The sequence below is a fragment of the Arthrobacter sp. zg-Y877 genome (assembly GCF_030373105.1).
Classification (GTDB): Bacteria; Actinomycetota; Actinomycetes; order Actinomycetales; family Micrococcaceae; genus Arthrobacter_B.
The window spans coordinates 169,570-193,714 of sequence record NZ_JAUCPU010000001.1 but is presented as its reverse complement, the minus strand read 5'-3'; the positions used below and the strand labels follow the sequence as shown (position 1 = coordinate 193,714).

Genomic DNA, 24,145 nt, shown 5'->3' with positions numbered 1-24,145 from the left:
GAGCGCGGGCCGTCAGCTTTACATAGGGAAGCTGACCGGCTAGGTTGGAACTCCCTTGGTTTAGACGTGGGCCTGGGTTCCTAAGTTAGGACTCTCATGACCCAACGTCCCATTGTCTCCGTCGATGTTTTCCCTGATCTGTCCACGATGACGGTCAGCACACTCGAGTCCCTGTCCGATCAGGCGTTTATCCAACTCGAAGATGGCCCCGTTGTTGAAGGTCTCCTCGGCTTCTATTTGTCCGTCCAGACAGAACTTGAAGACCGCCAGTCCCCCGCCGAGCCGCACGGGATTCACCGCCAGACTTCATCGGAGCCCGTTCCCGTCTAAAGCACGGCGCTGGTGCCGGTCCTGTTCACTGGTCCGGTTGGAATATAGTCCGGTTGAAACAGCCCCCTAAACAAAAACGTCCCGGTACTCCATGACGGAGTACCGGGACGGTTCGTTTAATCGGCCGGGTTAGCGGCGGACCTGGTTGCCCTTGCCGCGGCCGGCAACGCCTTCGGCGACACCGATCAGCAGGACCGACGCGATCACGGCGACGATGAATCCAACCACGTTGAGTTCCCAGATGTCTCCGGTGCCCAGCAGATTGGCGATGACTCCGCCAATCACGGAGCCGACGAGGCCAAGCAGCAGGGTGGCCACAATGCCCAGGTTCTGGCGGCCCGGCTTAATCAGCCGTGCCAGTGCGCCGATAATGAGGCCTGCAACGATAAATCCGATCATGGTTCTGTTCCCTTCATAACGGTGAATGCGGAAAGCGCGGAGCTCCGCAGGTTCCTGTCTGCCATCAATCCTAGACGGAGACACACCGATTTCCCTAAGCCTGCTGTCTAATCCGGCGCGCCGGGCCGGGATAGCCGGCGGCTTTAGCCCGGCCGTCCCGGCCAGCGGGCAGGCTCTCCCGGCCAGCGGGCAGTGGATACCGTTATTCGAAGACGGGTACTCCGTTCCGCACCAAACGCCAGTTGTTTTCAGCGAAGTCGGCCGGATCCACGGCCCCCTCGGCCACCACGTAGTCAATGAGCAGCTGGCGGATTTCCGTCTGCTGGTTCACCAGTACCGGAGCCGTGCTGATGTGCGGGAAGTTGCCGCCGCCGGACTGCCGGTAGTTGTTGGTCGCCACGGCGAACCGCTGGGCCGGATCCACCGGCGCCCCGTTGAAGCTCAGGTTGACTATCCGCTCCCCCACGGGCCGGCTGATATCGATGTCGTAGGAGACGCCGGACATCATGTCGTAGTTGTAGTCGGGGGTACCGTTCGCATTGGTCAGCGTGGCGGGATCCACGGGGACACCCGGGGCGGTCTGGTTGAAGTACTTCGCCGAGTACTCCAGATAGTCCTTGACCTGGGCGCCGGTCATTTCCACGCCGAAGAGGGTGTTCGGGAAGACGTACAAACCGGCCAGGTCGCGGATGGTGACCGGACCGGCCGGGATTTCCGCGGTCCTGCTGAACGGTGCCACCAGCGAAAGAACCGGCAGGTCGGCGTTGGGGCCGCCGTCGAGCGCCAGGTCCACCGCCTGGGCCTGGACGGAATTCACGAAGTCCATAACGGCGGTGTCGCGGTAACGGGATTCCTCCGCAGGCATTGACTCGGTGGCGGTGCCGACCGGCGTATTCACATATTCGATGACGCGCTGGTGCTGCTCGGCAACCAGCTTGGAGACCACGGGGTCCGCCTCAACGGTGTTGGCGTTCAGGAGCGACGACGACGCCGACACCACGTCCCACTGTCCGCGCACCTTGGCCAGTTCGAAGTCCATCACGGACAGCCGCATACCCCAGTTCAGCGGCTCGGTCAGCAGGACCTGCTCACCGGTGGTCTTGTTGGCCACGAAACGCTCCGGGATTTCCTGATGCGCATGGCCCACCAGAATGGCATCAATGCCGGGCACGGTTTCCGCCAGCTGGGTGGACGCGTTTTCCAGGGGCAGGTCGTCGCCATAGGAGGAGGTGCCGGAGGTTCCGGAATGCGAGCTGACCACCACGACGTCGGCACCGCGGGCCTTCATCTCCGGTACGTACTTCTGTGCCTGCTCCACGATGCCGGGGAATTCGAGTTTTCCATCAACATTGTTCTTGTCCCAGATGGCCACCCCGGGATTGGTGAGGCCCAGGATTCCGACCTTTACGGGTTTGTTGCCCTTGGTCTTCACTGTCTTGATGATGTACGGGGTGAAGGCCGGTTTGTCCGTTGCGGAATCCACCGCGTTTGCTCCGAGCAGCGGGAAGTCCAGCTGGTCCTCGAACTTCCGCAGCAGCTCCAGGCCGTAATTGAATTCGTGGTTTCCCAACGCGGCGGCGTCATAGTCCATGGAATTCATTGCCGCGGCCATGGGATGGATTTCCCCGGTTTCGGTGATCGGCTCCGTATTGGCGAAGTAGTCGGTCAGGGAAGTGCCCTGGATCGTGTCGCCGGCGTCAATCAGCATCGTCGACTCCGGGCCCCGGTCTGCACGGACCGAGTCCACCAGGGTCGAAACCTTGGCCAGTCCGACGTCGTTGTGGGCGGCGTCGTCATACTCGGCGTCGTTGAAATAGTCCCAGTTCTCGATGTAGCCGTGCATGTCGGAGGTACCCATCACCGTGACCCTGGTTTTCTGGTCCTTGCCGGCATGTTCCGGCGGTGCGGCGGCCGCGGGTGCCATCGACACGAGTGTTACTGCCACGGCCGTAGTGACTGCGGTGGCAGCACCCCGGCGTCGGGCGGATGAATGCATCAATCTCAACAACTCCTCATAGTGCGTGTAAATGTCCCCTTAGGCACCCTTACAGGTGAAAGGTGCATTCCGGAAGCCCGAGCCACGATACTGCTGCATCTTTTCTTCACATTCGACAAACACCGGCATGTTCTCCCCCACCGGGCACCGGTGAAACGTAATGTGACGGCACCTCACCCGCATTTCTGTTCTAAGGGGAAGCCTTGAAAATCGAAAACAGGCACCGGAGTTTCCGGTCCGCATTGGTGCTCGCCATTGGCAGTGCCGTTGTCCTTTCCCCGGTCGCGGCTGTCGCCGCCCCGGCCAAGCCAGTGCAGGCGCCCGGAGCGTTCTCCGGTGCACCGGGAGCCGAGGGGAACGCCGCCAAAGCCGACGACCGTTCCGATCCGGCAGCCGATGAGCGGCGCCAGCTGAACCAGCAGGCCATCGAAAAGGTGATCCGCGGCGAAGCGCCCGTCCAGGCCAAGGGCGGTTCCAAGTCCGTCCAGGTGGCCCCGGGCCAGTGGGCCGAATACGGGCTGGAGGACAGCGACCAGATCCTGTCCTTCCTCATCGACTTCGGCGACCAGGTGGATCCGCGCTTCCCGGCTGCAGGGCCGGGACCCCAGCACAACGAGATCCCCCAGCCCAACCGTGCGGTAGACAACTCCACTTACTGGGAGCCGGACTTTGACCGGCAGCATTACCTGGACATGTTCTTCGATCCGCAGGAAGAGTCGCTGAAGACCCTGTATGAGGAAATGTCCAGCGGCCGCTACACCGTTGACGGCGATGTCAGCGACTGGGTCACGGTCCCCTACAACTCCGCCAGCTACGGTGAAACCGAGAGCCAAGTGGACATGACCCGCTTCGTGCAGGACGCGGCCGACGCCTGGTACGACGCCCAGATCGCTGCCGGAAAGAGTCCTGCGGAGATTGACGCCTACCTGGCCGGATTCGACCAGTGGGACCGCTACGACTACAACAACAACGGCAACTTCGATGAAGCCGACGGCTACATCGACCACTTCCAGGCCATCCACGCAGGTGAAGGCGAGGAAGCCGGCGCTCCGACGTCGACCATCTGGGCACACCGCTGGTCCGTGGGACAGGCGGGCACCGGCACGCAGGGGCCGGGCACCAACCCGTTCGGTGGTATCCGGATCGGCGACTCGAAGGTCTGGATCCGGGATTACACCACGGAGCCGGAAAACGGCGGACTAGGCGTCTTCGCCCATGAGTACGCCCACGATCTCGGACTTCCGGACCTCTACGACACCAGCGGCGGGGAGAACAGCACCGGCTTCTGGACGCTGATGAGTTCCGGTTCCTGGCTGGGCCACGGCAACGGCACCATCGGCACCACACCCAACCACATGGGGGCCTGGGAAAAGCTGCAGCTCGGCTGGCTGGATTACGATACGGCCGCTGCGGGTGCGAAATCCACGCACAAGCTCGGCCCGTCCTACCATGCCACCAAGAAGCAGCAGGCACTGGTGGTCACGCTGCCCCGGGATGCCGCCGGCAACGGCCGCTACTACATCGCGGAGAACCGGCAGTACATGAGCTACGACGACACGCTGCGCACCGGTCCGTACAACTTTGGCTGGGCACTCAGCGCCCCGGACCGGGTGGAGCATTACCCGTACCAGGACGGCCTGCTTGTGACCTACTGGAACGCCGGACAGCGGAACAACAATACCCAGCAGCATCCCGGGGCGGGCCTGGTCCTGCCTGTGGATTCACATCCGCAGACACTCCGGTGGTCCGACGGCACTATCGCCCGCAACCGGATCCAGAGTTTCGATGCCACCTTCGGCAAGGAAGCCACGGATCCGATTTCCCTGCACCGTGAAACTGCGGCCGGAATGACCACCCTCCAGGCACCGGCCCGGCCCGGCGTCCCGGTCTTCGATGACACCAATCCGAACGCCTACTACGATCCGGCCAATCCGCAGGCCAGCGTAGTGGTGGCGGGGACGGGCACGAAGATTACCGTCGTGAACAGTAATCCGAAGGGCATGATGACGGTTCGGGTGAACTAGGGCGTTTTTGCGGAGGGTCCGCTTCTTCGGCTTGGCCCGCCTGCGGGGCCTGGCTCCGGCGGCAACGAAATTCCAAAGCTCGCAGAGCTCGCTTGGAATATTAAAGCCGCCTCCGCCAGGCCCCTACGGCTAAAGCGGCAGCGTCACCGCACGCACAAAAGAAAAGGCAGGTCCCCGGGATTGTCCGGGGCCTGCCTTTTCGTTGCCGTCGTCCCTAAAGGATCCGCTGGAAGAGAAGGTGGTCCTGCCACTTCCCGGCGATGCGGAGGTAGTCCGGTGCCATGCCTATCCGCTCAAACCCGGAGCGGGCCAGGACTTTCTGCGACGCGGCGTTCTCCAGCAGTGTCGCGGCCTGGACCCGGTGCAGTCCCAGTTCGCTGCGGGACAGTTCGACGACGGCGGCCACCGCGGCTGTGCCGATCCCCCGGCCCGCGTAGTCGCCGTCGACCCAGTAACCCAGGTTGCCCGACTGGAAGGGACCGCCGACTATCCCGGTAAGGGTAATCGTGCCGATGATCCGCTCCTCGTGGACCAGGACCCAGGGAACCTCCGTACCCGCTGCATGCTGGACGAGCTTTGCCCGCAGAACCTCACGCTGGCCCGCGGGGGTGAAGAACGTGTCCTCCCGGAGTGGTTCCCAAGGCGCCAGATAGCTCCTGTTCCGCTGGTACGCGGCGGCGAGGGAATCGGCGTCGGACAGGTCCGCGGTCTTAAGGCGGACGCCGTGCAGCAACTGGGTGGCGGGGAACGGTTCGCTAAGCACGCTTCAGCGTAGCTCCACTGTTCCCGGTCACAGCTAAAGCGGATACGGCCGCGCGTCGGCGTCTGCGGGGATGCCGGCGAGGCTAACTCGCAGGTTCGCGTGGAAGACTTGCCGGATGATGACGACGGAACAGATCCCGCCATGGCTGCGCCGCACCGGCATTGAGGTGGCGGGGTGGTCCCTGGTCGTTCTGGGCCTGGCTGCCCTGGTGCTCCCCGGGCCCGGATTGCTGATGGTTGTCGCCGGGCTGGCTGTGCTGTCCCTGCGCTATCACTGGGCACACCGCTGGCTGCATCCGGTCAAGGAACGTGCCTTCCGGGCAGCCGCCCAGCAAGTGCAGACCGTGCCGCGGATCATCGCCACCGTCTGCGGCGGTCTGCTTGTGATCGCGGCCGGCGTGATCTGGGGGCTCTGGCGGCAGGTGCCAAACTGGTGGCCCCTGCAGGATTCCTGGTGGCTGCCCGGCGGCTGGGTCACTGGTGGGACCCTTATCGGGTCCGGCTGCATCGGCCTGGCACTGATCGTCTACAGCTACATACGCTTCCGCCGCCCGGGCTCGTCCCCGCACAGCTAAGCGGCGCCCCTTCCGTTTAATGCGAAGGGCGCCGCCGGTGCTTACCGAAGCTGCTTGAGCGCGGCCGAAAGATACGGTGCCGTCCGGCTGGCGTCGCAGGCGGCGACGTCGTCGGCGGTGCCGGCGCAGATAATCCGGCCGCCTTCCTCACCGCCGGAGGGTCCCATGTCGATGACCCAGTCCGCGGACGCAACCACGTTCATGGAATGCTCCACCACCACCACGGTGTTTCCGGCATCCACCAGCCGGTTCAGCTGGCGCAGCAGCAGCTGCACGTCCTGCGGGTGCAGGCCGGTGGTCGGCTCGTCCAGCAGGAACAGTGTGGAGCCGCGGCGGGCGCGCTGCAGTTCGGTGGCAAGCTTGATCCGCTGTGCCTCGCCGCCGGAGAGTTCGGTGGCGGGCTGGCCCAGGCGGAGGTAACCCAGTCCGACGTCGAGCAGCGTCTGCAGGCTCCGCGAGGCCGCCGGCACATCGGCCAGGAACTCGGCTGCTGTCTCCACCCGCATTCCGAGCACATCGGCGATGCTCTTGCCGCGGTAGGTGACTTCGAGGGTTTCCTCGTTGTAGCGGGCGCCGTGGCAGACCGGGCAGGGCCCGTAGGTGCCGGGCAGGAACAGGAGTTCGACGGCGAGGAAACCTTCGCCCTGGCAGGTCTCGCAGCGGCCGCCGGTCACGTTGAAGGAGAACCGGCCGGCGTTGTAGCCGCGGGCGCGGGCTTCCTCGGTGCCGGCGTAGAGCTTACGGACGGCGTCGAAGAGGCCGGTGTAGGTGGCCAGGTTGGAGCGCGGGGTGCGGCCGATGGGCCGCTGGTCCACCCGGACCAGCCGGTCCAGGTGCTCCAGTCCGGCGATGCTGCGCACATGCGCCCCGGGGTCGGTGTCTTCCGCAGCGTCGGGGTCCTCGGGTTCCGTCGGTACACCGTTAATCTGGCGGCCCACGGTTTCGGCCAGCACCTGGCTGACCAGGGTGGACTTGCCGGAGCCGGACACACCGGTGACCGCCGTGAAGACACCCAGCGGAATCTCGGCATCCAGGCCGCGCAGGTTGTGCCGGGTGATGCCCTTCAGGCTCAGCCACTGGTCCGGGGTCCGGCGGGCGGGCTTCGCCGTCTCCGCTTCCCCGAACAGGAACGGACGGGTCGCGCTCTCGGCAATCTCCGCCAGCCCCGCCACGGGTCCGCTGTAGAGCACGGTTCCGCCGCCGTCGCCGGCCTGGGGCCCTACATCGACGATCCATTCGGCGCTGCGCACCACGTCCATGTTGTGTTCGACAACGAACACGGAGTTGCCGGCGTCCTTAAGTTCCTGCAGCACGGTGAGCAGCGGCTCGGCGTCGGCCGGGTGCAGTCCCGCGGAAGGTTCATCCAGGACGTAGATAACCCCGAAGAGGCCCGAGCGCAGCTGCGTGGCGATGCGCAGGCGCTGCATTTCCCCGGGCGAGAGGGTGGGAGTGGCGCGGGAGAGGCTCAGGTAGCCCAGTCCCAGTCCGATCAGCACTTCCAACCGGCCCAGCAGGTCCCGGGTGATGGTCACGGCCACTTCGGTGTCTTCGTTGGACGCCGCGGCGCGGGAGGCGGTGCCCGCGGACTTCAGTTCCGCCGTCGGCCGGATGATCTCGGCCAGCTCCGCCAGCGTGGCTCCGTTGAGCTCGGCGATGTTCCGGCCGGCGAACGTCACCGCGAGGGCCTCGGGGCGCAGGCCTGCTCCCCCGCACACCGGGCACGGGCCGGAAACCATATAGGCCAGGACGCGTTCGCGCATCTGGGCGCTGCCCGAATCGGCGAGCGTGTGCATGACGTAGCTCTTGGCGCTCCAGAACCGTCCCTTGTACGGTTTGGCCACGCGGTCACGCTGCGGGGTAATCATCACCACCGGCTGTTCTTCGGTGAACAGGATCCAGTCGCGGTCCTTCCTGGACAGCTGATTCCAGGGCACATCGACGTCGTAGCCGAGCTGGATGAGGATGTCGCGCAGGTTCTTGCCCTGCCAGGCGCCGGGCCAGGCCGCAATGGCACCGTCCCGGATGCTGAGGCTGGGATCGGGAACCAGGGAGTCCTCGGTGACGGTGTGGGCAATACCGAGTCCGGAGCACTCGCGGCAGGCGCCGGCGGCAGTGTTGGGCGAGAACGCATCGGAGTCGAGGCTGCCCGGTTCGGCGTCGGCCGGATAGGTGCCGCCGCGGGAGAAGAGCATCCGCATGGAATTGGAAAGAGTGGTGAGCGTGCCGACGGTGGAGCGCGAGCTGGGGGCTCCACGGCGCTGCTGGAGTGCGACGGCGGGCGGCAGGCCGGCGATTTCCTCCACCTTCGGGTTGGACCCCTGGGCGAGCAGCCGGCGTGCATACGGTGCCACCGACTCGAAATAGCGGCGCTGCGCCTCTGCGTAGATGGTGCCGAAGGCCAGGGAAGATTTACCCGAACCCGACACCCCGGTGAAGGCGACAATCGCGTCGCGCGGGATGTCGACGTCGACGTTGCGCAGGTTGTTCTCCTGCGCTCCGCGGACGCGCACCATGCCGCTGGCGTGCAGATTAGGGGCAGATTCCGGGGAAGTTTTCGCGCTACTCATCATCTTTAGGTTACCGAGGCTTCCCCCGCGGAGCTAAACGGTAAGCCTGCTTTCCGCCGAGGGCGTGACCTGCCGGACCGGACGTTCGCCAACCCGCAGCCGATTTCGTGCACTGCGGCTAGGGACCGGGATGCTGGTCTAAAATGCGGCACAAGATATGTTGTGCCGAAGGAATGGACGGAACGTCCTGTGCAACGGCATTAAACGTTGACATTTCGGCAATTGAATTCAAATGGGGGAACTTTGAGCAACAATCAGCAGTCACCGGAGCCGTGGCAGCCGCCATCCACCGGCCAGGAGGGAACGCCCACTCAGTACCAGGCGCCGCCCGCAGAGCAGCAGTACCCGGCGTACCCCGGCGCCCAGCAGAACCCCGCCCAGCAGTACCCGGCGTACCCCGGCGCCCAGCAGAATCAGCCGTACCCCGGCGCCCAGCAGTATCCCGCGCAGCAATACCCCGGCGCCCCCGCCACGGGGCTGGGCTACGGTGTACCGCCCCAGCCGGGGCGGCAGACGGGAAAACGGATCACCAGCATGGTGTTCCTGGTTATCGGCTACGTCGTGGGGGGCCTCTTTCTACTCGCTGTTCCCTCGGTACTGCCGGGAGTGTTTGCAGACGCTGAAACGGAAGGTGGCGCCTACTTGATAGGCGGGATAATCGGCACATTCCTTTTCCCCGTGCTCTCCGCTGGTCTCGTGGTTGCCATGCACCTGTGGCGCCGCAGGATTAAGCAGGATGAGCTTCGCAAAATGAAATACTGACGCAGCTTTTTCCTGCGGCCGTCCTGGCGAGTCATCAAGGCGGCCGCAGATCAGCACCCTCGCTGGCCATCCAACGCCTGGCCGTCAGCCACCCGTCTCAGGGAAACGCCGTACTGCCCCAGCAATGCGTCTCCTGCCTGACGTGCCGCCGGCGACACGGTATCCAGCGTCAGGAAGCCATGGACGAGGCCGGCGTGGGGAACATACTCGACGTCCCCTCCTGCCGCAGCCAGCGCATCGGCCAGCAGTTTTCCCTCGTCCCGCAGGGGATCGTGTTCGGCAGTAGCCAGAATGGTTGGCACCGCCGACGCTGGGCCGGGGACGGAGAATCCGTGCACCGGGCTGAACTCCGCCAAGGCTCCGGGCGAGGGATCCGGAACCCATTGCGAGAGGTAAAAGGACAGGTCCCGCACCGATAACCCCCACCCTTCGCCCTTGGCCCGGGCGCTGGGCAGGCTGAGGGTCAGATCGGCGTTCGGATAGGCCAGGAACAGGAGCACCGGCTGGGACGGCGTGCCGGCCAGCCGGCGCGCTGCGAGAAACGCAATGAGTCCCCCGGAACTGTCGCCGGCCAGACCGGTACCCGGCAGCACCGGCCCCAGCTCTCCCGGTCCTCCGGCCACCCAGGCCAGCACCGCAGCGACGTCGTCCACCGCTGCCGGGGCCGGATGCTCGGGCGCCAGCCGGTAATCCACGGCGAGCACGGCTGTTCCGGCCAGCAGGGCCAGCCGCCGGCACAGCCGGTCGTGTGATTCCAGGCCGCCGAACACGAATCCCCCGCCGTGGACAAACACCGTCACGGGCTGGGGCTCTGTGCTGGAGCGGTACAGCCGGCACGGCACCGGAACGCGCGAGGGAACCAGCACGTCCCGCACCTGGTCCACATCGGGACCGGCCGGGCGTGGACGCGGCAGGCGCAGCTGCCGGATCCGTTCCAGTGACGGCTCCTCCGCCTCACCGCGGCGGACCTCCTGCAGCCAGGCGGCCAGCTGGGGATCGGCGACAGTATCCATCGGGCCAACCTAGCACCGGGTTTCTCGAACAGCAGTATGTCGGTAGGGTCGGTGCGGGGACACAGCGTGATCCAGGACATAGCGGGTTCCTGCGCTGCCGTCCCCGGCGTCCTTGCAGCCTATGTTACTCACGAGTAACATCGAGCCGGACGTAGTTCCGTTTCATATCTCAAAGAGGAGTAAGTACGTGAGCCCACAAAGCCGATCGCGGCAGATCAGGGACGTAGTTTTCGTTGACGGAGTGCGGACCCCGTTCGGCAAAGCCGGCGAAAAGGGTATCTACGCCGGCATGCGGGCTGATGACCTGGTGGTCAAGTGCATCCGCGAGCTGATGCGCCGCAACCCCTCCCTTCCTCCGGAACGCATTGACGAAGTGGCCATTGCCGCCACCACCCAGTCCGGCGACCAGGGCATGACCATCGGGCGCACCGCCGCGCTCCTGGCCGGCCTGCCGCGCACCGTGCCCGGCTTCGCCATCGACCGCATGTGCGCCGGCGCCATGACGGCCGTGACCACCACCGCTTCCGGCATCGGCTTCGGCGCCTACGACGTCGTCATCGCCGGCGGTGTGGAGCACATGGGCAACCACCCGATGGGCAAGGACGCCGATCCGAACCCGCGCTTCATGACCGAGCGCCTGGTGGACCCCGCGGCCCTGAACATGGGCAACACCGCGGAGAACCTGCACGACCGGTTCCCGCACATCACCAAGGACCGCACCGATGCCTACGCGGCCGCCAGCCAGGAGAAGCTGGCCAAGGCCTACGCCGGCAACTCCATCCAGCCGGACCTGGTGCCCGTGGCCACGAAAAAGCCCGGCACCGGCTGGACCCTGAACACCGTGGATGAGCCCCCGCGGCCCGGCACCACCGTCGAGGACCTCGCGCAGCTGCGCACTCCGTTCCGTGCACACGGCCGGGTCACCGCCGGCAACGCCGCCGGCCTGAACGACGGCGCCACCACCGCTCTGCTGGCCTCCGCCGAAGCCGCCGAGGAACTTGGCCTGGGCGTCAAGATGCGCCTGGTCGGTTATGCCTTCGCCGGCGTCGAACCCGAGGTCATGGGCTACGGCCCGGTCCCCGCCACTGAGAAGGTGCTGGAGCAGACCGGACTGTCCATCGAAGACATCGGCCTGTTTGAAATCAACGAGGCGTTCGCCATCCAGGTGCTGGCCTTCCTGGACCACTTCGGCATCGCCGACGACGATCCCCGCGTGAACCGCTACGGCGGCGCGATCGCCGTCGGGCACCCGCTGGCTTCCTCGGGTGTGCGCCTGATGAACCAGCTGGCCCGCCAGTTCGAGGAAGACCCGACCGTCCGCTACGGCATGACCACCATGTGCATTGGCCTGGGCATGGGCGCGACCGTCATCTGGGAAAACCCGAACCACCCCGACTACAACACCGATTCCACGGAGGCCACGAAGTAATGTCTGCTCCTGACTACCAGCGCCTCGCGGGACTGTTCCCCACCGAGGTCGTCACCCACTCCTACGTCTCCGACATCCAGCTGCCGGGCAACCAGGGCACCTTCGCGCTGATCACCCTGGACAACGACGTCGACCACTCCCGTCCCACCACGCTCGGACCCAACACCCTGCTGGAGCTGGGAACGAAGCTCGACGAGCTCAAGGCCCGCGCGGACCGCGGCGAGATCGTCGGCGTCGGCGTCACCGGCAAGCCGTTCTACCTGGTTGCCGGCGCGGACCTTTCGGCCGTGAAGTCGATCTCCGAATACGAAGACGGCGTCGCCATGGCCCACCTCGGCCACGACGTCTACGCCAAGCTCGGCAATCTGGGCGTCCCCAGCTTCGCATTCATCAACGGCGTTGCCCTCGGCGGCGGCCTCGAGATTGCGCTGCAGTCCGACTACCGCACCGTGTCCACCGGCGCCGGCGCGCTCTCGCTGCCGGAAGCCTTCATCGGCCTGGTACCCGGCTGGGGCGGCGTTTACCTGCTGCCGCGCCTCATCGGTCCCGAGAACGCCGTGAAGGTGATGATCGAGAACCCGCTGAGCAACAACCGCACGCTTTCCGGCAAGGCCGCCTTCGATTTGGGCATCGCCGATGCATTGTTTGAACCGGCGGATTTCCTGGAGCAGTCCCTCGCCTGGGCCTCCCGCGTGATCAGCGGCCAGGAGCAGGTAGCCCGGCCCAACGCCGTCGAACCCGCCGACGCCGGCGCTGCGTGGGACGCCGCCGTCGCCAAGGGCCGTGCCTTTGTGGAGGCCAAGACCTCCAACGCGGCCCCCGCTCCGGCCCTGGTCCTGGACCTGCTTGAAAAGGGCAAGACCTGGACCCGGGAGGAATCCCGTGACGCCGAGTGCAAAGCCCTGGCCGAACTGATGCAGACCCCGCAGTTCCGCTCCACGGTCTATGCGTTCCTGGACCTGGTCCAGAAGCGCGGCAAGCGTCCGGCCGGTGCCCCGGATAAGAAGCTGGCGCGCCCGGTCACCAAGGTGGGCGTCGTCGGCGCCGGCCTGATGGCCAGCCAGCTGGCCCTGCTCTTCGCCCGCCAGCTCAAGGTGCCCGTGGTCATGACGGACATCGACCAGGCGCGCGTGGACAAGGGCGTGGGCTACGTGCACGCCGAGGTGGATAAGCTCCTGGCCAAGAAGCGCATCTCCCCCGACGCCGCCAACCGCACCAAGGACCTGGTTACCGGCTCGGTGTCCAAGGAAGCGTTCTCCGACGCCGACTTCGTCATTGAGGCCGTGTTCGAGGAACTTTCCGTGAAGAAGCAGGTGTTCGCCGAGGTGGAGGCCGTGGTCTCCCCCGAGTGCATCCTGGCCACCAACACCTCGTCGCTCTCCGTCACCGAAATGGCGGCGGACCTGAAGCACCCCGAGCGTGTGGTGGGCTTCCACTTCTTCAACCCGGTGGCCGTGATGCCGCTGCTGGAAATCGTGCGTGCGCCCAAGACCGACGACGCCGTGCTGGCCACCGCGTTCGTGCTGGCCAAGCAGCTGAAGAAGACCGCCGTGCTGGTCAAGGATGCCGCCGCGTTCGTGGTGAACCGCATCCTGGGCCGCATGTTCGGCGAGATCACCATGGTCTTCGACGAGGGCACCGACGCCGCCACGGCGGACAACGCGCTGCGCCCGATGGGCCTGCCGATGTCTCCGTTCACCCTGCTTGCCCTCGTGGGCCTGCCGGTGGGCCAGCACGTGCAGGAATCCCTGCATTCGGCCTTCGGTGAGCGGTTCTGGCTCTCGAAGAACTCGCAGAAGATCATCGACGCCGGCATCAAGTCCCTGTGGCAGAAGGACGAGAACGGCAACGCCTACATCCCTGAAGAAACCCTGGCGATGCTGGACTTCGGCACCACGCCTTCCACCTCCGAGGAAGTCCTGCGCCGCACGCAGGATGCCCTGGCCGAGGAAATCGGACTCATGCTCGAAGAAGGCGTCGTGGCAGGTCCCGAGGACATCGACCTGTGCATGATTCTCGGTGCCGGCTGGCCGATGCACCTGGGCGGCATCACGCCGTACCTGGACCGCGTCGGTGCCTCCGAGCGCGTGAACGGCAAGAAGTTCCATGAGGCGGCTGTGGCTGCACCGGCCTAGCCAGTAGCCTCAGGTTCTGCCCGCGCCGGGCGGACCGGAACGGCGGCAACGAAAATCCTTTGCTCGCAGAGCTCGCAAGGATTATTAAAGCCGCCTAACCCGGTCCGTCCGGCGCTTTTGCGTGTCCCTCCCGGCGTACTTTCCATCAGGTCTGGTCACCGTGCAGCGCCCGCGCTAATCTCCCTGCATGAGTCTGGAACCGGCGTGGTCGCAGAATCGTGCCAAGCGGATGGTTGTGCTCATGCTCAGCGCAAGCGTCTCCTTGTGGCTGGTTCTTCTCTTACCGTTCGACGAGCCATGGAACTGGCTGTTGGTAGGTCTTTTCCTGGCATTGGCAGCGGCTTTCATCAGGCTGGCTGCACTCTTTGTCCTGCAGCAGCGGAACGATTCCTGGCGCGACCACAAAAGGGACACCGGCGGTTAGCCATCAAGAGTTAAGGAGAACTAGATGTCCTTCCAGGCCTACCTTGATGCCATCGAAGAGAAAACGGGACTAACTCCCCGCCAACTCGTGGATATCGCCGGAACAAAAGGCTTTTCCGGCGGAAACGTCAAAGCTGCGGAAGTCCTTGAATGGCTCAAGACCGACTACGCCATCGGCCGCGGACACGGGATGGCCCTGGTCCATGTCATAAAGAACGGCGCCCAAATAGACACCAAACACGTCGGCACCACCGGAACGCACCGGGACGATTCCGACACCCTGTGGCTGGACGGCAAGGCCACCAATCCCGCCTGAACCTCCCTGCCCTTGATCCTTTCGGCGCCTGGGCACCTGGAGGGTCCAGTGCGTCCGGTGTCCGGAGGCTCTGAAGGGTGAGGTGAGGGGCGTCGGCGAGTCTAGAGGGTGCGGAGGGCCCGGAGGGTCCGGGTGACGGAGGGTCCCGAGGCGCCGGAGGCGCCGGGTGACGGAGGGTCCCGAGGCGCCGGAGGGTCCGGGTTAGGCGGCTTTAATAATCCGAGCGAGCTCTGCGAGCTCGGATTTTCGTTGCCGCCGTTCCGGACCCACCGGCGCACCCAAGGCGACGCACCGTTGCGACGGGCCTAGAACAAAGCAACCTTCGGCGTCCGCGGGAAGATCCGGTCCAGTTCTTCGAGGTCCTTCTCCGACGGCACCCAGGCAACGGCCTCAGCGTTCTGCTGAACCTGCTCCACCTTCGTCGCCCCCGCAATCACCGAGGCGACCGACGGCTGGTCTGCGAGCCAGGAGAACGCCACCTGCACCTCGGTCAATCCGCGCTCGGAGGCGAAGCGGCCAAAGTCGGCGAGCTGCTCCATGTCGGCGTTCTCCAGCAGGTTCTTGCGCGAGTGGGTCAGCCGGCTGCCCTCAGGCGCCTGGCCGCTGCTGTACTTGCCGGTGAGCAGCCCGTTGGCCAGTGGGAAGTAGGGCAGCAGGCCCAGTCCGTAGGCCTCGGCTGCGGGAGTGACTTCGAGCTCGGCCCGACGGTCCAGCAGGTTGTAGTGGTTCTGCGCGGAGATGAACGGGGTGTATCCGCCCATGCGGGCCGTGAACTCTGCTTCGGCAATCTGCCAGCCCGTCCGGTTGGAATGGCCGATGTAGCGGACTTTGCCGCTGGTGACCAGGTCGTCCAGGGCGGCGAGGGTTTCCTCGATCGGGGTCAACGGGTCCGGGGTGTGGAACTGGTACAGGTCAATCCAGTCCGTGTTCAGGCGGCGCAGGGAGGCCTCCGCCGCCCTGACGATGTACCGGCGGGAACCGCGGGCCCCGAAGTCAGCGCCGTTGACGCCCTGCATGTCCATCCCGAACTTGGTTGCCAGCACAATGTCATCGCGCCGGGTGCCCAGCGCCTTGCCCAGCATTTCCTCGCTCAGCCCCGGGGTGCGCCCGTAGGTATCGGCGACGTCGAACAGGGTGATGCCGGCGTCGACCGCAGCGTGGACGACGGCGTCGGTGCCCTCCTGCGACTCAGTGGGCGTGCCGGGACGGCCCAGGTTGTTGCAGCCCAGACCGACCGTGGACACGGTCAGGCCGGAATTTCCGAGTCTGTTGTATGAAGTCATGGAAGCTACGCTACTCCGGCCAGGCGGGGGCACCGGACTTCCTCCCTCTTTGGGAAGAATCCACCAGTTTGGGAAATCCCTGCCACTGCGCAGCGGCGCCTTTTCCCAAACTGGCAGCAAAACCGCGGTCCGGCAGCAGAAAGCCCTACCCCGGAAGCGTCCCCAGGGTGCTGTTGGGTCCCGGAGCCTTGTCGGTCTCGAGGATGTACTGAATGGGAATGGACCCGGTAGGCAGCAGGCCGGTGTAGACCTGTTCACTGCGCCGGCGTTCCTCCTCGATTCCCTCGCCCTGGACCGCGGCGGAGAAAGCCTGCATCGCAGCAGGTTCCACCCCCTGCTGTTCACTCCAGACGATGTACATGCCGTAGAGGTCGGCCACGGGGGTCACTTCGTCATCCAGGTCGCCAACGGTGCATTCGGTGAGAAACCGTTGGACGTCCGGCAGTATGTCCTGAGCCATACTTTGACCCTAGCCCCTGCTCCGGATGCGCGGCAGTCCCCCCGGGACCTTACTTAGTTGCCCGCTGCAGGTAATCCTCAAAACCCAGCGGAGCAATGCCGGTGAGACGCTCGATATCCGGGCTGACCGGCGCCAGCTGCCCGGCCGCGATGGCGTGGTAGCTGCTGGTCCAGGCTTCAGCCTGCCAGCGGGCTGCACCGGCCTTCATCCGCGAGGCAATGGCTTCATCGTAGGTTTCCGATTCGTAGCGCACCGGTCTTCCGGTCACTCTGGCCAGGATGCCGGCAACATCCCCCATGGTCAGCTCCGCTGGTCCCGTCAGGGTGTACGTACGGTCCCGGTGAGGCTCCGGGTCAAGCAGGATCCGCGCGGCGGTCCGGGCAATATCGATGCGTGCCACGGGGGCGAACCGGCCTTCCCCCGCCGGGCCCCGGATGACGCCGTCGGGCTGGATGAAGGTGGGCAGCACATCCTGGTAGAGGCAGTCGCGCAGGAAGGTATGCGAAAGCCCCTCCCGGGAGGAGATGTACTCCTCGGTCGCAGCATGGTCGCGGGCAAGGGTAAAGACGGCCTCGGCCGAGGCCCCCATAAAGGATGTGTACACAATGTGCTCCACCCCGGCCTCGACGGCGGCATCCACGAAGGTGCACTGGTCCTCGACCCGGTGCGGGCTTTCCGCGGCGGACACCATAAACAGCGTGTGCACCCCGCGCAGCGCGCTGACCGCCTGCGGCCGGTCCAGATAGGACGCCGCAAAGACGGGGGTGTCCGGCAGCTCGGGCAGCCGGGCAGTGCGCCGTGCAAGCAGCCGCTGCCGGACCCCGGCCTCCGCTAGGAGCCGGGCAACGGCGCCGCCCAGGGCGCCGGTCGCTCCGGTGACGGCGAGGGTAGGAACGTTATCCGCCATGGTTACACCCCTTCAACGGCGGCCCGCGCCGGCGGGCCTGGCGCGGCTACTGGATTTTGGGTACCTGACCCGTCGGTATGTCGGAGCCGGGCAGGGGCCGGGCAAACGGCACCTTGGTACCCAGGACCTGGGCGACGACGTCGTTGGCGATCTGCCGGGCGGTCAGTCCCACCCGCTCCAGCACCTCGCTGCGGCTGCCGTGGTCCAGGAATTCTGCCGGGAGACCTACCTCGTTCAGTGCGGTGTCGACGCCTGCGGACCGCATTTCCTGCCGGATCCGCGAGCCGACGCCGCCGGCACGCACACCGTCCTCAATCACGATGACGATCCGGTGGTCGGCGGCGATATCAATGATGGACCGCGGCACCGGCAGCACCCAGCGCGGGTCCACCACGGTGGAGCTGATGCCCTGATCCCCCAGCCGGCCGGCGACGTCGAGGGCAATATCCGCCATGGCGCCCACACTGACGATCAGCACGTCGTTGGAGCTGTCCCCGGCGGGACGGCGGGCCAGGATGTCCACACCGTCGGAGGTCCGCTCCTCGGCGTCGATGTCGCGGCCCACGGTGCCCTTGGAGAACCGCACCACGCTGGGCGCATCGGAGATGGCTACGGCTTCGCGCAGTTCCTCCTTCAGCCGGGTGGCGTCGCGCGGAGCGGCCAGGTGCAGTCCGGGAACGATCTGCAGCATGGACATGTCCCACATGCCGTGGTGGCTGGCGCCGTCCGGACCGGTGACACCGGCACGGTCCAGCACAATCGTGACGCCGGCCTTGTGGAGGGCAACATCCATCAGCAGCTGGTCAAAGGCGCGGTTCAGGAACGTGGCGTAGAGCGCCACCACCGGGTGCAGCCCGCCGAAGGCCATGCCCGCGGCGGAGGTGAGGGCGTGCTGCTCGGCGATGCCGACGTCGATCACGCGGTCCGGGTGCCGCTCGGCGAACCGGTGCAGACCCACGGGAATGAGCATCGCGCCGGTGATTCCGACAATGTCGGACCGTTCGTCCGCGATCTCGGCGATTTCCGTAGCGAACACGGACGTCCAGGATTCCTTGCCGCCCGGTGCCACCGGGGCGCCGGTTTCGGGATCGATGATACCTACGGCATGGAACTGGTCCGCCTCGTGGGCACGGGCCGGAGCGTAGCCGCGGCCCTTCTCGGTCATCGCGTGCACAATCACGGGGCCGGCATAGTTCTTGGCCTTCTGCAGTGCGCGTTCGACGGCGTCGATGTCGTGTCCGTCGATCGGTCCCACGTACTTCATGCCGAGGTCCTCGAACAGGCCCTGCGGCGTCCACCAGTCCTTGATGCCCTTCTTGGCGGCGTGCAGGCTCCGGTAGGCGAACCGGCCGGCCGGGCCGCCCTGCTGCAGGCGGTGGCGCCACCACCCGAGGGTGTTTTCGTACGCGTGGTGGGTACGCACCGCGTCAATGGTGGGACGCAGGGAGGCCAGGTAGTCCGCCACGCCGCCGATGGTCGGGGCGTAGGAGCGGCCGTTGTCATTGACCACGATCACCACGCGGCGCCGCTGGTCAGCGGCAATATTGTTCAGTGCTTCCCAGGCCATGCCGCCGGTCAGGGCACCGTCGCCGACCATAACCACGGTGTACCGGTCGCCTTCGCCGTTGAGCTGGCGGGCCCGGGAGATGCCGTCCGCCCAGGAGAGGGAGGAGGAAGCGTGGGAACTCTCGACGATGTCGTGGACCGATTCCGCGCGCGAGGGATAGCCGGACATGCCGCCCTGCTGGCGCAGCGTGGCGAAGTCCTGGCGCCCGGTGAGGATCTTGTGCACGTAGGACTGGTGCCCGGTGTCGAAGACGATGCTGTCCCGCGGAGAATCAAAGACCCGGTGGATGCCCATGGTCAGTTCCACCACGCCCAGGTTCGGGCCCAGGTGTCCGCCGGTCTGTGCAACGTTGGTGATCAGGAATGAACGGATCTCTTCAGCAAGACGCTTTAGCTGGGTCAGCGAAAGCCTGCTGAGGTCCCGAGGATCCCGGATTGTTTCCAGAAGTCCCAACAGGGTGCCTCCCTTGAGTCGTAATCGGCGGCACTGCACACCGTCGCAATGGATTAACTCTAACGCGCGGCGTGCGCTGCGCGGTTCCTACCCAACGCTTCAGGGCCCCGTTTCCCCTCCTCCGCCCTCTGGACGGATCGGGGAAACGGAGCCCTGAACGTGGTGCGTTTACTACTTTGCGGAGATCTGGCGCAGTACGTACTGCAGGATGCCGCCGTTGCGGTAGTAGTCGGCTTCGCCCGGCGTATCGATGCGGAGGACCGCATCGAACGTGATGGCTTCGCCGTTCTCGGGGGTGGCCGTGACCCGGACGGTCTTGGGCGTGGTCCCGTTGTTCAGTTCGGTGACGCCTTCAACGGAGAAGGTTTCCGTACCGGTGAGGCCCAGCGACTCGGCGTTGACGCCGGCCGGGTACTGCAGCGGAAGGACGCCCATGCCGATGAGGTTGGAGCGGTGGATACGCTCGTAGCTCTCGGCGATGACGGCCTTGACGCCCAGCAGTGCGGTGCCCTTGGCTGCCCAGTCACGCGAGGAACCGGATCCGTATTCCTTGCCGGCCAGGACAACCAGCGGAGTGCCGGCGGCCTGGTAGTTCATCGCGGCATCGTAAACGGCAGCCTGCGGCGCGTCGGCCTGGCTGAAGTCACGGGTGAAACCGCCTTCAACGCCGTCGAGCAGCTGGTTCTTGATGCGGATGTTGGCGAAGGTGCCGCGGATCATGACTTCGTGGTTGCCACGGCGCGAGCCGTAGGAGTTGAAGTCCTTGCGGGCCACACCGTGCTCCAGCAGGTACTTGCCCGCAGGAGTGTCGGACTTGAAGGAGCCGGCCGGGGAGATGTGGTCGGTGGTGACCGAGTCGCCCAGCTTCAGCAGCACGCGTGCGCCGGAGATGTCCGAGACGGGTTCCGGCTCGGCCTTCATGCCCTCGAAGTACGGGGGCTTCCGGACGTACGTGGACTCCGCATCCCACTCGAAGGTCGCACCCTCGGGAGTGGGCAGGGACTGCCAGCGCTCGTCGCCTTCGAAGATGGTGTTGTAGCTGTCGCTGAACATCTTCTGGTCGATGGAGGCATCGATGATCTGCTGGACCTCGACCGGGTTCGGCCAGATGTCCTTGAGGTAGATGTCGTGTCCGGCTTCGTCCTGGCCCAGCGGGTCATTCTCGAAGTCGAAGTCCATGGTGCCGGCCAGGGCGTAGGCGACTACCAGCGGCGGGGAGGCCAGGTAGTTCATCTTCACGTCCGGGTTGATGCGGCCTTCGAAGTTACGGTTGCCCGACAGCACCGCGGTGACCGCAAGGTCTGCTTCGTTGATCGCTTCGGAGATTTCCTCTTCGAGCGGACCGGAGTTACCGATGCAGGTGGCGCAGCCGTAGCCGACCACGAAGAAGCCGAGCTTCTCGAGGTACGGAATCAGGCCGGACTTCTCGTAGTAGTCCGTGACGACCTTCGAGCCCGGGGCGACGGAGGTCTTGACCCACGGCTTGGACGCCAGGCCCTTGTCCACCGCGTTGCGGGCCAGCACTGCGGCGGCCATCATCACGGAGGGGTTGGACGTGTTGGTGCAGGAGGTGATCGAAGCGATCGTCACTGCGCCGTGGTCCAGGTCGAAGGTGCGGCCGTCCGCCATGGTGACCGGCACGGAGTTCGTGGCGCGGTGGGCGGGAGCATCCGCCTCGGCAACCAGGTCGTGCTCGTGGTCTTCAACCGTGGTGGCGTTCGCGTTGAACGAGGGGGCGTCGGAGGCCGGGAAGGTCTCTTCCAGCGTCTCGTCGACGGTGCCGTTCTTGGCTTCAACGGTTTCGTGGACGTAGTTCTTCAGGTCATTGCGGAACTGCGTCTTGGCGTTGGTCAGTTCCACACGGTCCTGGGGACGCTTCGGGCCTGCGATGGAGGAAACCACCGTGGACAGGTCCAGTTCCAGGTACTCGGAGTACTTGATCTCCTTGGACGGATCGTGCCAGAGGCCCTGTTCCTTGGCGTAGGCCTCGACGAGATCCACGTTCTCTTCGGAGCGGCCCGTGAGGCGCAGGTATTCGAGCGTCACGTCGTCGATCGGGAAGATCGCCGCAGTGGAACCGAATTCCGGGCTCATGTTGCCGATGGTGGCGCGGTTGGCCAGCGGAACTGCGCCGACGCCTTCGCCGTAGAACTCCACGAACTTGCCGACCACGCCGTGCTTGCGCAGCATTTCGGTGATCGTCAGGACGACGTCGGTTGCCGTGGCACCGGCGGGGATCTCGCCGGTCAGCTTGAAGCCGACGACGCGCGGGATCAGCATGGAGACGGGCTGGCCGAGCATTGCTGCTTCGGCCTCAATGCCGCCCACGCCCCAGCCGAGCACACCCAGGCCGTTGACCATGGTGGTGTGGGAGTCGGTGCCGACGCAGGTGTCGGGGTAGGCACGCAGGACGCCGTCAACTTCACGGGTCATGACGGTACGGGCCAGGTACTCGATGTTGACCTGGTGCACAATGCCCATTCCCGGGGGAACGACCTTGAAGTCGTCGAAGGCCGTCTGGCCCCACCGGAGGAACTGGTACCGCTCGCCGTTGCGCTGGTACTCAATCTCCATGTTGCGCTCAAGGGCGCCCGAGTTGCCGAAGGCATCGATCTGCACGGAGTGGTCAATGACCATTTCGGCAGGTGCCAGGGGGTTCACGCGCTTGGGGTCGCCGCCGAGATCGGCAACGGCCTCACGCATGGTGGCCAGGTCGACGATGCAGGGTACGCCGGTGAAGTCCTGCATGATCACCCGTGCCGGGGTGAACTGGATTTCGGTGCTGGGCTCTGCGTCCGCATCCCACTGCGCCAGGGCGCGTACGTGGTCCGCGGTGATGTTCGCACCGTCTTCGGTGCGGAGCAGGTTCTCCAGCAGGACCTTGAGGCTGAACGGAAGGCTCTGGGCGCCTTCGACGGAATTCAGCCGGAAAATTTCATACTCGGAACCTTTGACGTCTAAGACGCCCTTGGATCCGAAGCTGTCCACATTAGTCATAACAGGACTCCTCTCGCCACCTTGTTATCTTTGTCCAGGTCACAACTGCCCGCCAGTTAGGTTTCCCTAAGAGTCGGACAAAAGGGGCGGCAAGGAAACCGGTGGTTCATTTCCCGCCGACACAGGCCCCCTGCCTGGGCAATGATTCCCCCGAAAGTGGAAAACTCCCCGGAAACTCCCCCGTAAAAGGCGCAGGACTGGACAACTGCCTCCCATCCTAGCCTTTACAGGGGCGCCCGGAGGAGATATGGGCCACGACGCGTCGTGACGGGGATCCCGGGACGCCCTGCCGGGCGGCGCCGGGACCCCGACGGCGGCTGGCTAGCGCTTCCGCAGGACGGCGAAGGACTCCATGTGGTGGGTGTGCGGATACAGGTCGAACACCCGCAGGCTGTCCATTTCCCACCCGGCGCTGCGGAAATAGCCCAGGTCACGGGAGAAGGACGCGGGATCGCAGGACACATAGCCGACCACCCGGGGCGCGGCAGCATCGATCTGCTCCACCACTGCCTTTCCGGCTCCGACCCGCGGCGGATCCAGGAGCACGACGTCGAGGTCCCCGGCATCGCGGAGCATCTTGTCCACCCGGCCCTGGCTGATCTGCACCTGGGGTGCGGCGAAGAGGTTCTTGCGGGCATCGCGGCTGGCGCCCGGGGAACCTTCCACCGAGAGCACACGGCCGGATTCACCGGCTGCCGCCGCCAGGGGTGCCGTGAACAGCCCGGCACCGGCGTAGAGGTCCGCCACGGATTCCCCGGACTGCACGTCCAGGCCCTCGAGGACCGCGCCGGCCAGGGTCTGCGGGGCCGAACGGTGGATCTGCCAGAACCCGGCGCCGGTCACCCGGTAGTCATGGCCCAGGACCGTTTCCTGCACCCAGGTCCGTCCCTTCAACCGGGTGAGCTCATGGCTTTCCGGATCCCAGGCGGCCACGGACACGCCGTCGGGCAGGGACCCGGCGATCCGGGCCGGCACCCGCGGATGGGTTCCCGGCGCAGGGATCAGCAGGACCAGGGGCGGGCCGCCCACCGCCGGAGCGGCTATCTCCACACGGTCGATACCGGTGAAATCCGCCTCCCACAGCCGCAGGGCGTTGATCGAATCGGTGGCCAGGGGCATCGCCTCGACCGGAATCAGCTCATCTGAGCGGTGGGCATGCATCGCCAGCCGACCGCTGGGTGCCACGGAGAAACTGACCCGCGTACGCCAGCCCAGGCCATCGGCGCTTTCGTCCGCGGCGGGTTCAACCTCGGGAACCAGGTCTGTGCCGCCGAGGCGCTGCAGCTGCTCCGCGAAGACCTCTGCCTTGAGGCGGCGCTGGACCGGCAGGTCGATGTGGCCGAACTCGGCCCCACCCACGGGCAGCTTGCCGCGGGCCGCGGCGCGCAGGGCGTCCGCGTCCTTCCAGAAATGCTCCCGGCGTCCCTCGGCGGCTTCGAGGACTTCCACAACGTCTCCCCGCCAGAACTTGGCGTCTTCGCCGGACTCGGTAAGCCGGACCCGGACCCGCTCCCCCGGGAGGCCGTGCCGGACAAACACGACGCGTCCTTCGTGCCGGGCTACAAAATGGCCGCCGTGGGCCGGGGCACCGATGGTGAGTTCAATCGTCATGGGGGGTGCAGTACTTCCTTCAAAGGGACCTAAAAGTCCATCTCACCACGAGAGCGGAGCCCGGTGCTATTTGGGCCGCCGTCAGGACTAAGCTGGCGTTGATTGTTTTTTAGGTACGGGCAGGCAGAACCGGCCC

General features: G+C 65.7%; 19 protein-coding genes. 8 read left to right on the top strand and 11 right to left on the bottom strand.

Features of this window, described 5'->3' with window-relative positions:
* The first annotated feature begins 96 nt into the window (after positions 1-96).
* Entirely contained in the window at positions 97-330 is a 234-nt protein-coding gene (locus QNO03_RS00830) for a hypothetical protein (protein WP_229947757.1), read from the top strand.
* Between the two features lie 129 nt (positions 331-459).
* Here the strand turns inward: QNO03_RS00830 and QNO03_RS00825 are convergent, their stop codons facing one another.
* Positions 460-729 (bottom strand): GlsB/YeaQ/YmgE family stress response membrane protein, encoded by a 270-nt coding sequence (locus QNO03_RS00825; RefSeq protein WP_229947755.1) that lies wholly within the window; start codon positions 727-729, stop codon positions 460-462.
* A gap of 202 nt (positions 730-931) precedes the next feature.
* Positions 932-2,674, bottom strand: coding sequence for a bifunctional metallophosphatase/5'-nucleotidase (locus tag QNO03_RS00820; protein WP_289601365.1), 1,743 nt, complete (start codon positions 2,672-2,674; stop codon positions 932-934).
* Between the two features lie 254 nt (positions 2,675-2,928).
* Between QNO03_RS00820 and QNO03_RS00815 the strand changes: the two genes are divergently transcribed.
* Positions 2,929-4,749 carry an immune inhibitor A domain-containing protein gene (locus QNO03_RS00815; RefSeq protein WP_289601364.1) on the top strand — a complete coding sequence of 607 codons (1,821 nt, stop codon included), beginning with the start codon at positions 2,929-2,931 and terminating at the stop codon, positions 4,747-4,749.
* Positions 4,750-4,963: 214 nt separating this feature from the next.
* Here the strand turns inward: QNO03_RS00815 and QNO03_RS00810 are convergent, their stop codons facing one another.
* Positions 4,964-5,512, bottom strand: a complete 549-nt coding sequence (locus tag QNO03_RS00810) for a GNAT family N-acetyltransferase (protein ID WP_289601362.1) — start codon at positions 5,510-5,512, stop codon at positions 4,964-4,966.
* A 115-nt stretch (positions 5,513-5,627) separates the two neighbouring features.
* Here QNO03_RS00810 and QNO03_RS00805 point away from each other — a divergent pair, with 115 nt between their 5' ends.
* Positions 5,628-6,086 carry a PGPGW domain-containing protein gene (locus tag QNO03_RS00805; RefSeq protein WP_289601361.1) on the top strand — a complete coding sequence of 153 codons (459 nt, stop codon included), beginning with the start codon at positions 5,628-5,630 and terminating at the stop codon, positions 6,084-6,086.
* Positions 6,087-6,127: 41 nt separating this feature from the next.
* On the opposite strand, the gene uvrA is transcribed toward QNO03_RS00805, so the two are convergent.
* Positions 6,128-8,653: an excinuclease ABC subunit UvrA gene (gene uvrA, locus QNO03_RS00800; RefSeq protein WP_289601360.1), complete on the bottom strand. Its 2,526-nt coding sequence runs from the start codon at positions 8,651-8,653 to the stop codon at positions 6,128-6,130.
* Positions 8,654-8,896: 243 nt separating this feature from the next.
* On the opposite strand from uvrA, the gene QNO03_RS00795 reads away from it, so the two are divergent.
* Positions 8,897-9,415: a hypothetical protein gene (locus QNO03_RS00795; RefSeq protein WP_289601359.1), complete on the top strand. Its 519-nt coding sequence runs from the start codon at positions 8,897-8,899 to the stop codon at positions 9,413-9,415.
* Between the two features lie 50 nt (positions 9,416-9,465).
* On the opposite strand, the gene QNO03_RS00790 is transcribed toward QNO03_RS00795, so the two are convergent.
* Positions 9,466-10,428, bottom strand: coding sequence for an alpha/beta hydrolase fold domain-containing protein (locus tag QNO03_RS00790; protein ID WP_289601358.1), 963 nt, complete (start codon positions 10,426-10,428; stop codon positions 9,466-9,468).
* Positions 10,429-10,642: 214 nt separating this feature from the next.
* Here QNO03_RS00790 and QNO03_RS00785 point away from each other — a divergent pair, with 214 nt between their 5' ends.
* From QNO03_RS00785 to QNO03_RS00770, 4 genes are all read left to right on the top strand, one after another.
* Positions 10,643-11,857, top strand: a complete 1,215-nt coding sequence (locus QNO03_RS00785; protein ID WP_442860246.1) for a thiolase family protein — start codon at positions 10,643-10,645, stop codon at positions 11,855-11,857.
* Positions 11,857-13,992 (top strand): 3-hydroxyacyl-CoA dehydrogenase NAD-binding domain-containing protein, encoded by a 2,136-nt coding sequence (locus tag QNO03_RS00780; protein WP_289601357.1) that lies wholly within the window; start codon positions 11,857-11,859, stop codon positions 13,990-13,992. Before QNO03_RS00785 ends, QNO03_RS00780 begins: the two co-directional genes overlap by 1 nt.
* A gap of 187 nt (positions 13,993-14,179) precedes the next feature.
* The gene (locus QNO03_RS00775; protein WP_289601355.1) at positions 14,180-14,416 is read left to right on the top strand and encodes a hypothetical protein; all 237 of its coding nucleotides are present in this window, start codon (positions 14,180-14,182) and stop codon (positions 14,414-14,416) included.
* 24 nt (positions 14,417-14,440) lie between these two features.
* A complete protein-coding gene (locus tag QNO03_RS00770; RefSeq protein WP_289601354.1) occupies positions 14,441-14,731 on the top strand; it encodes a DUF4287 domain-containing protein in 291 nt (96 codons plus the stop codon).
* A 305-nt stretch (positions 14,732-15,036) separates the two neighbouring features.
* On the opposite strand, the gene QNO03_RS00765 is transcribed toward QNO03_RS00770, so the two are convergent.
* The 6 genes from QNO03_RS00765 to QNO03_RS00740 all read right to left on the bottom strand — a co-directional run bounded on the left by QNO03_RS00765 (position 15,037) and on the right by QNO03_RS00740 (position 24,009).
* Positions 15,037-16,014: an aldo/keto reductase gene (locus QNO03_RS00765; RefSeq protein ID WP_289601352.1), complete on the bottom strand. Its 978-nt coding sequence runs from the start codon at positions 16,012-16,014 to the stop codon at positions 15,037-15,039.
* 145 nt (positions 16,015-16,159) lie between these two features.
* Positions 16,160-16,474, bottom strand: a complete 315-nt coding sequence (locus tag QNO03_RS00760) for a hypothetical protein (RefSeq protein WP_229947718.1) — start codon at positions 16,472-16,474, stop codon at positions 16,160-16,162.
* Positions 16,475-16,523: 49 nt separating this feature from the next.
* Complete coding sequence (locus tag QNO03_RS00755; RefSeq protein ID WP_289601350.1) at positions 16,524-17,381, bottom strand: SDR family oxidoreductase; 858 nt, start codon at positions 17,379-17,381, stop codon at positions 16,524-16,526.
* Positions 17,382-17,427: 46 nt separating this feature from the next.
* Positions 17,428-19,401 carry a 1-deoxy-D-xylulose-5-phosphate synthase gene (gene dxs, locus QNO03_RS00750; protein ID WP_289601349.1) on the bottom strand — a complete coding sequence of 658 codons (1,974 nt, stop codon included), beginning with the start codon at positions 19,399-19,401 and terminating at the stop codon, positions 17,428-17,430.
* Between the two features lie 171 nt (positions 19,402-19,572).
* Entirely contained in the window at positions 19,573-22,398 is a 2,826-nt protein-coding gene (locus tag QNO03_RS00745; protein ID WP_229947711.1) for an aconitate hydratase, read from the bottom strand.
* Between the two features lie 321 nt (positions 22,399-22,719).
* On the bottom strand, positions 22,720-24,009 hold the full coding sequence (locus tag QNO03_RS00740) for a class I SAM-dependent RNA methyltransferase (protein ID WP_289601348.1): 1,290 nt from the start codon (positions 24,007-24,009) through the stop codon (positions 22,720-22,722).
* Positions 24,010-24,145 lie beyond the last annotated feature (136 nt).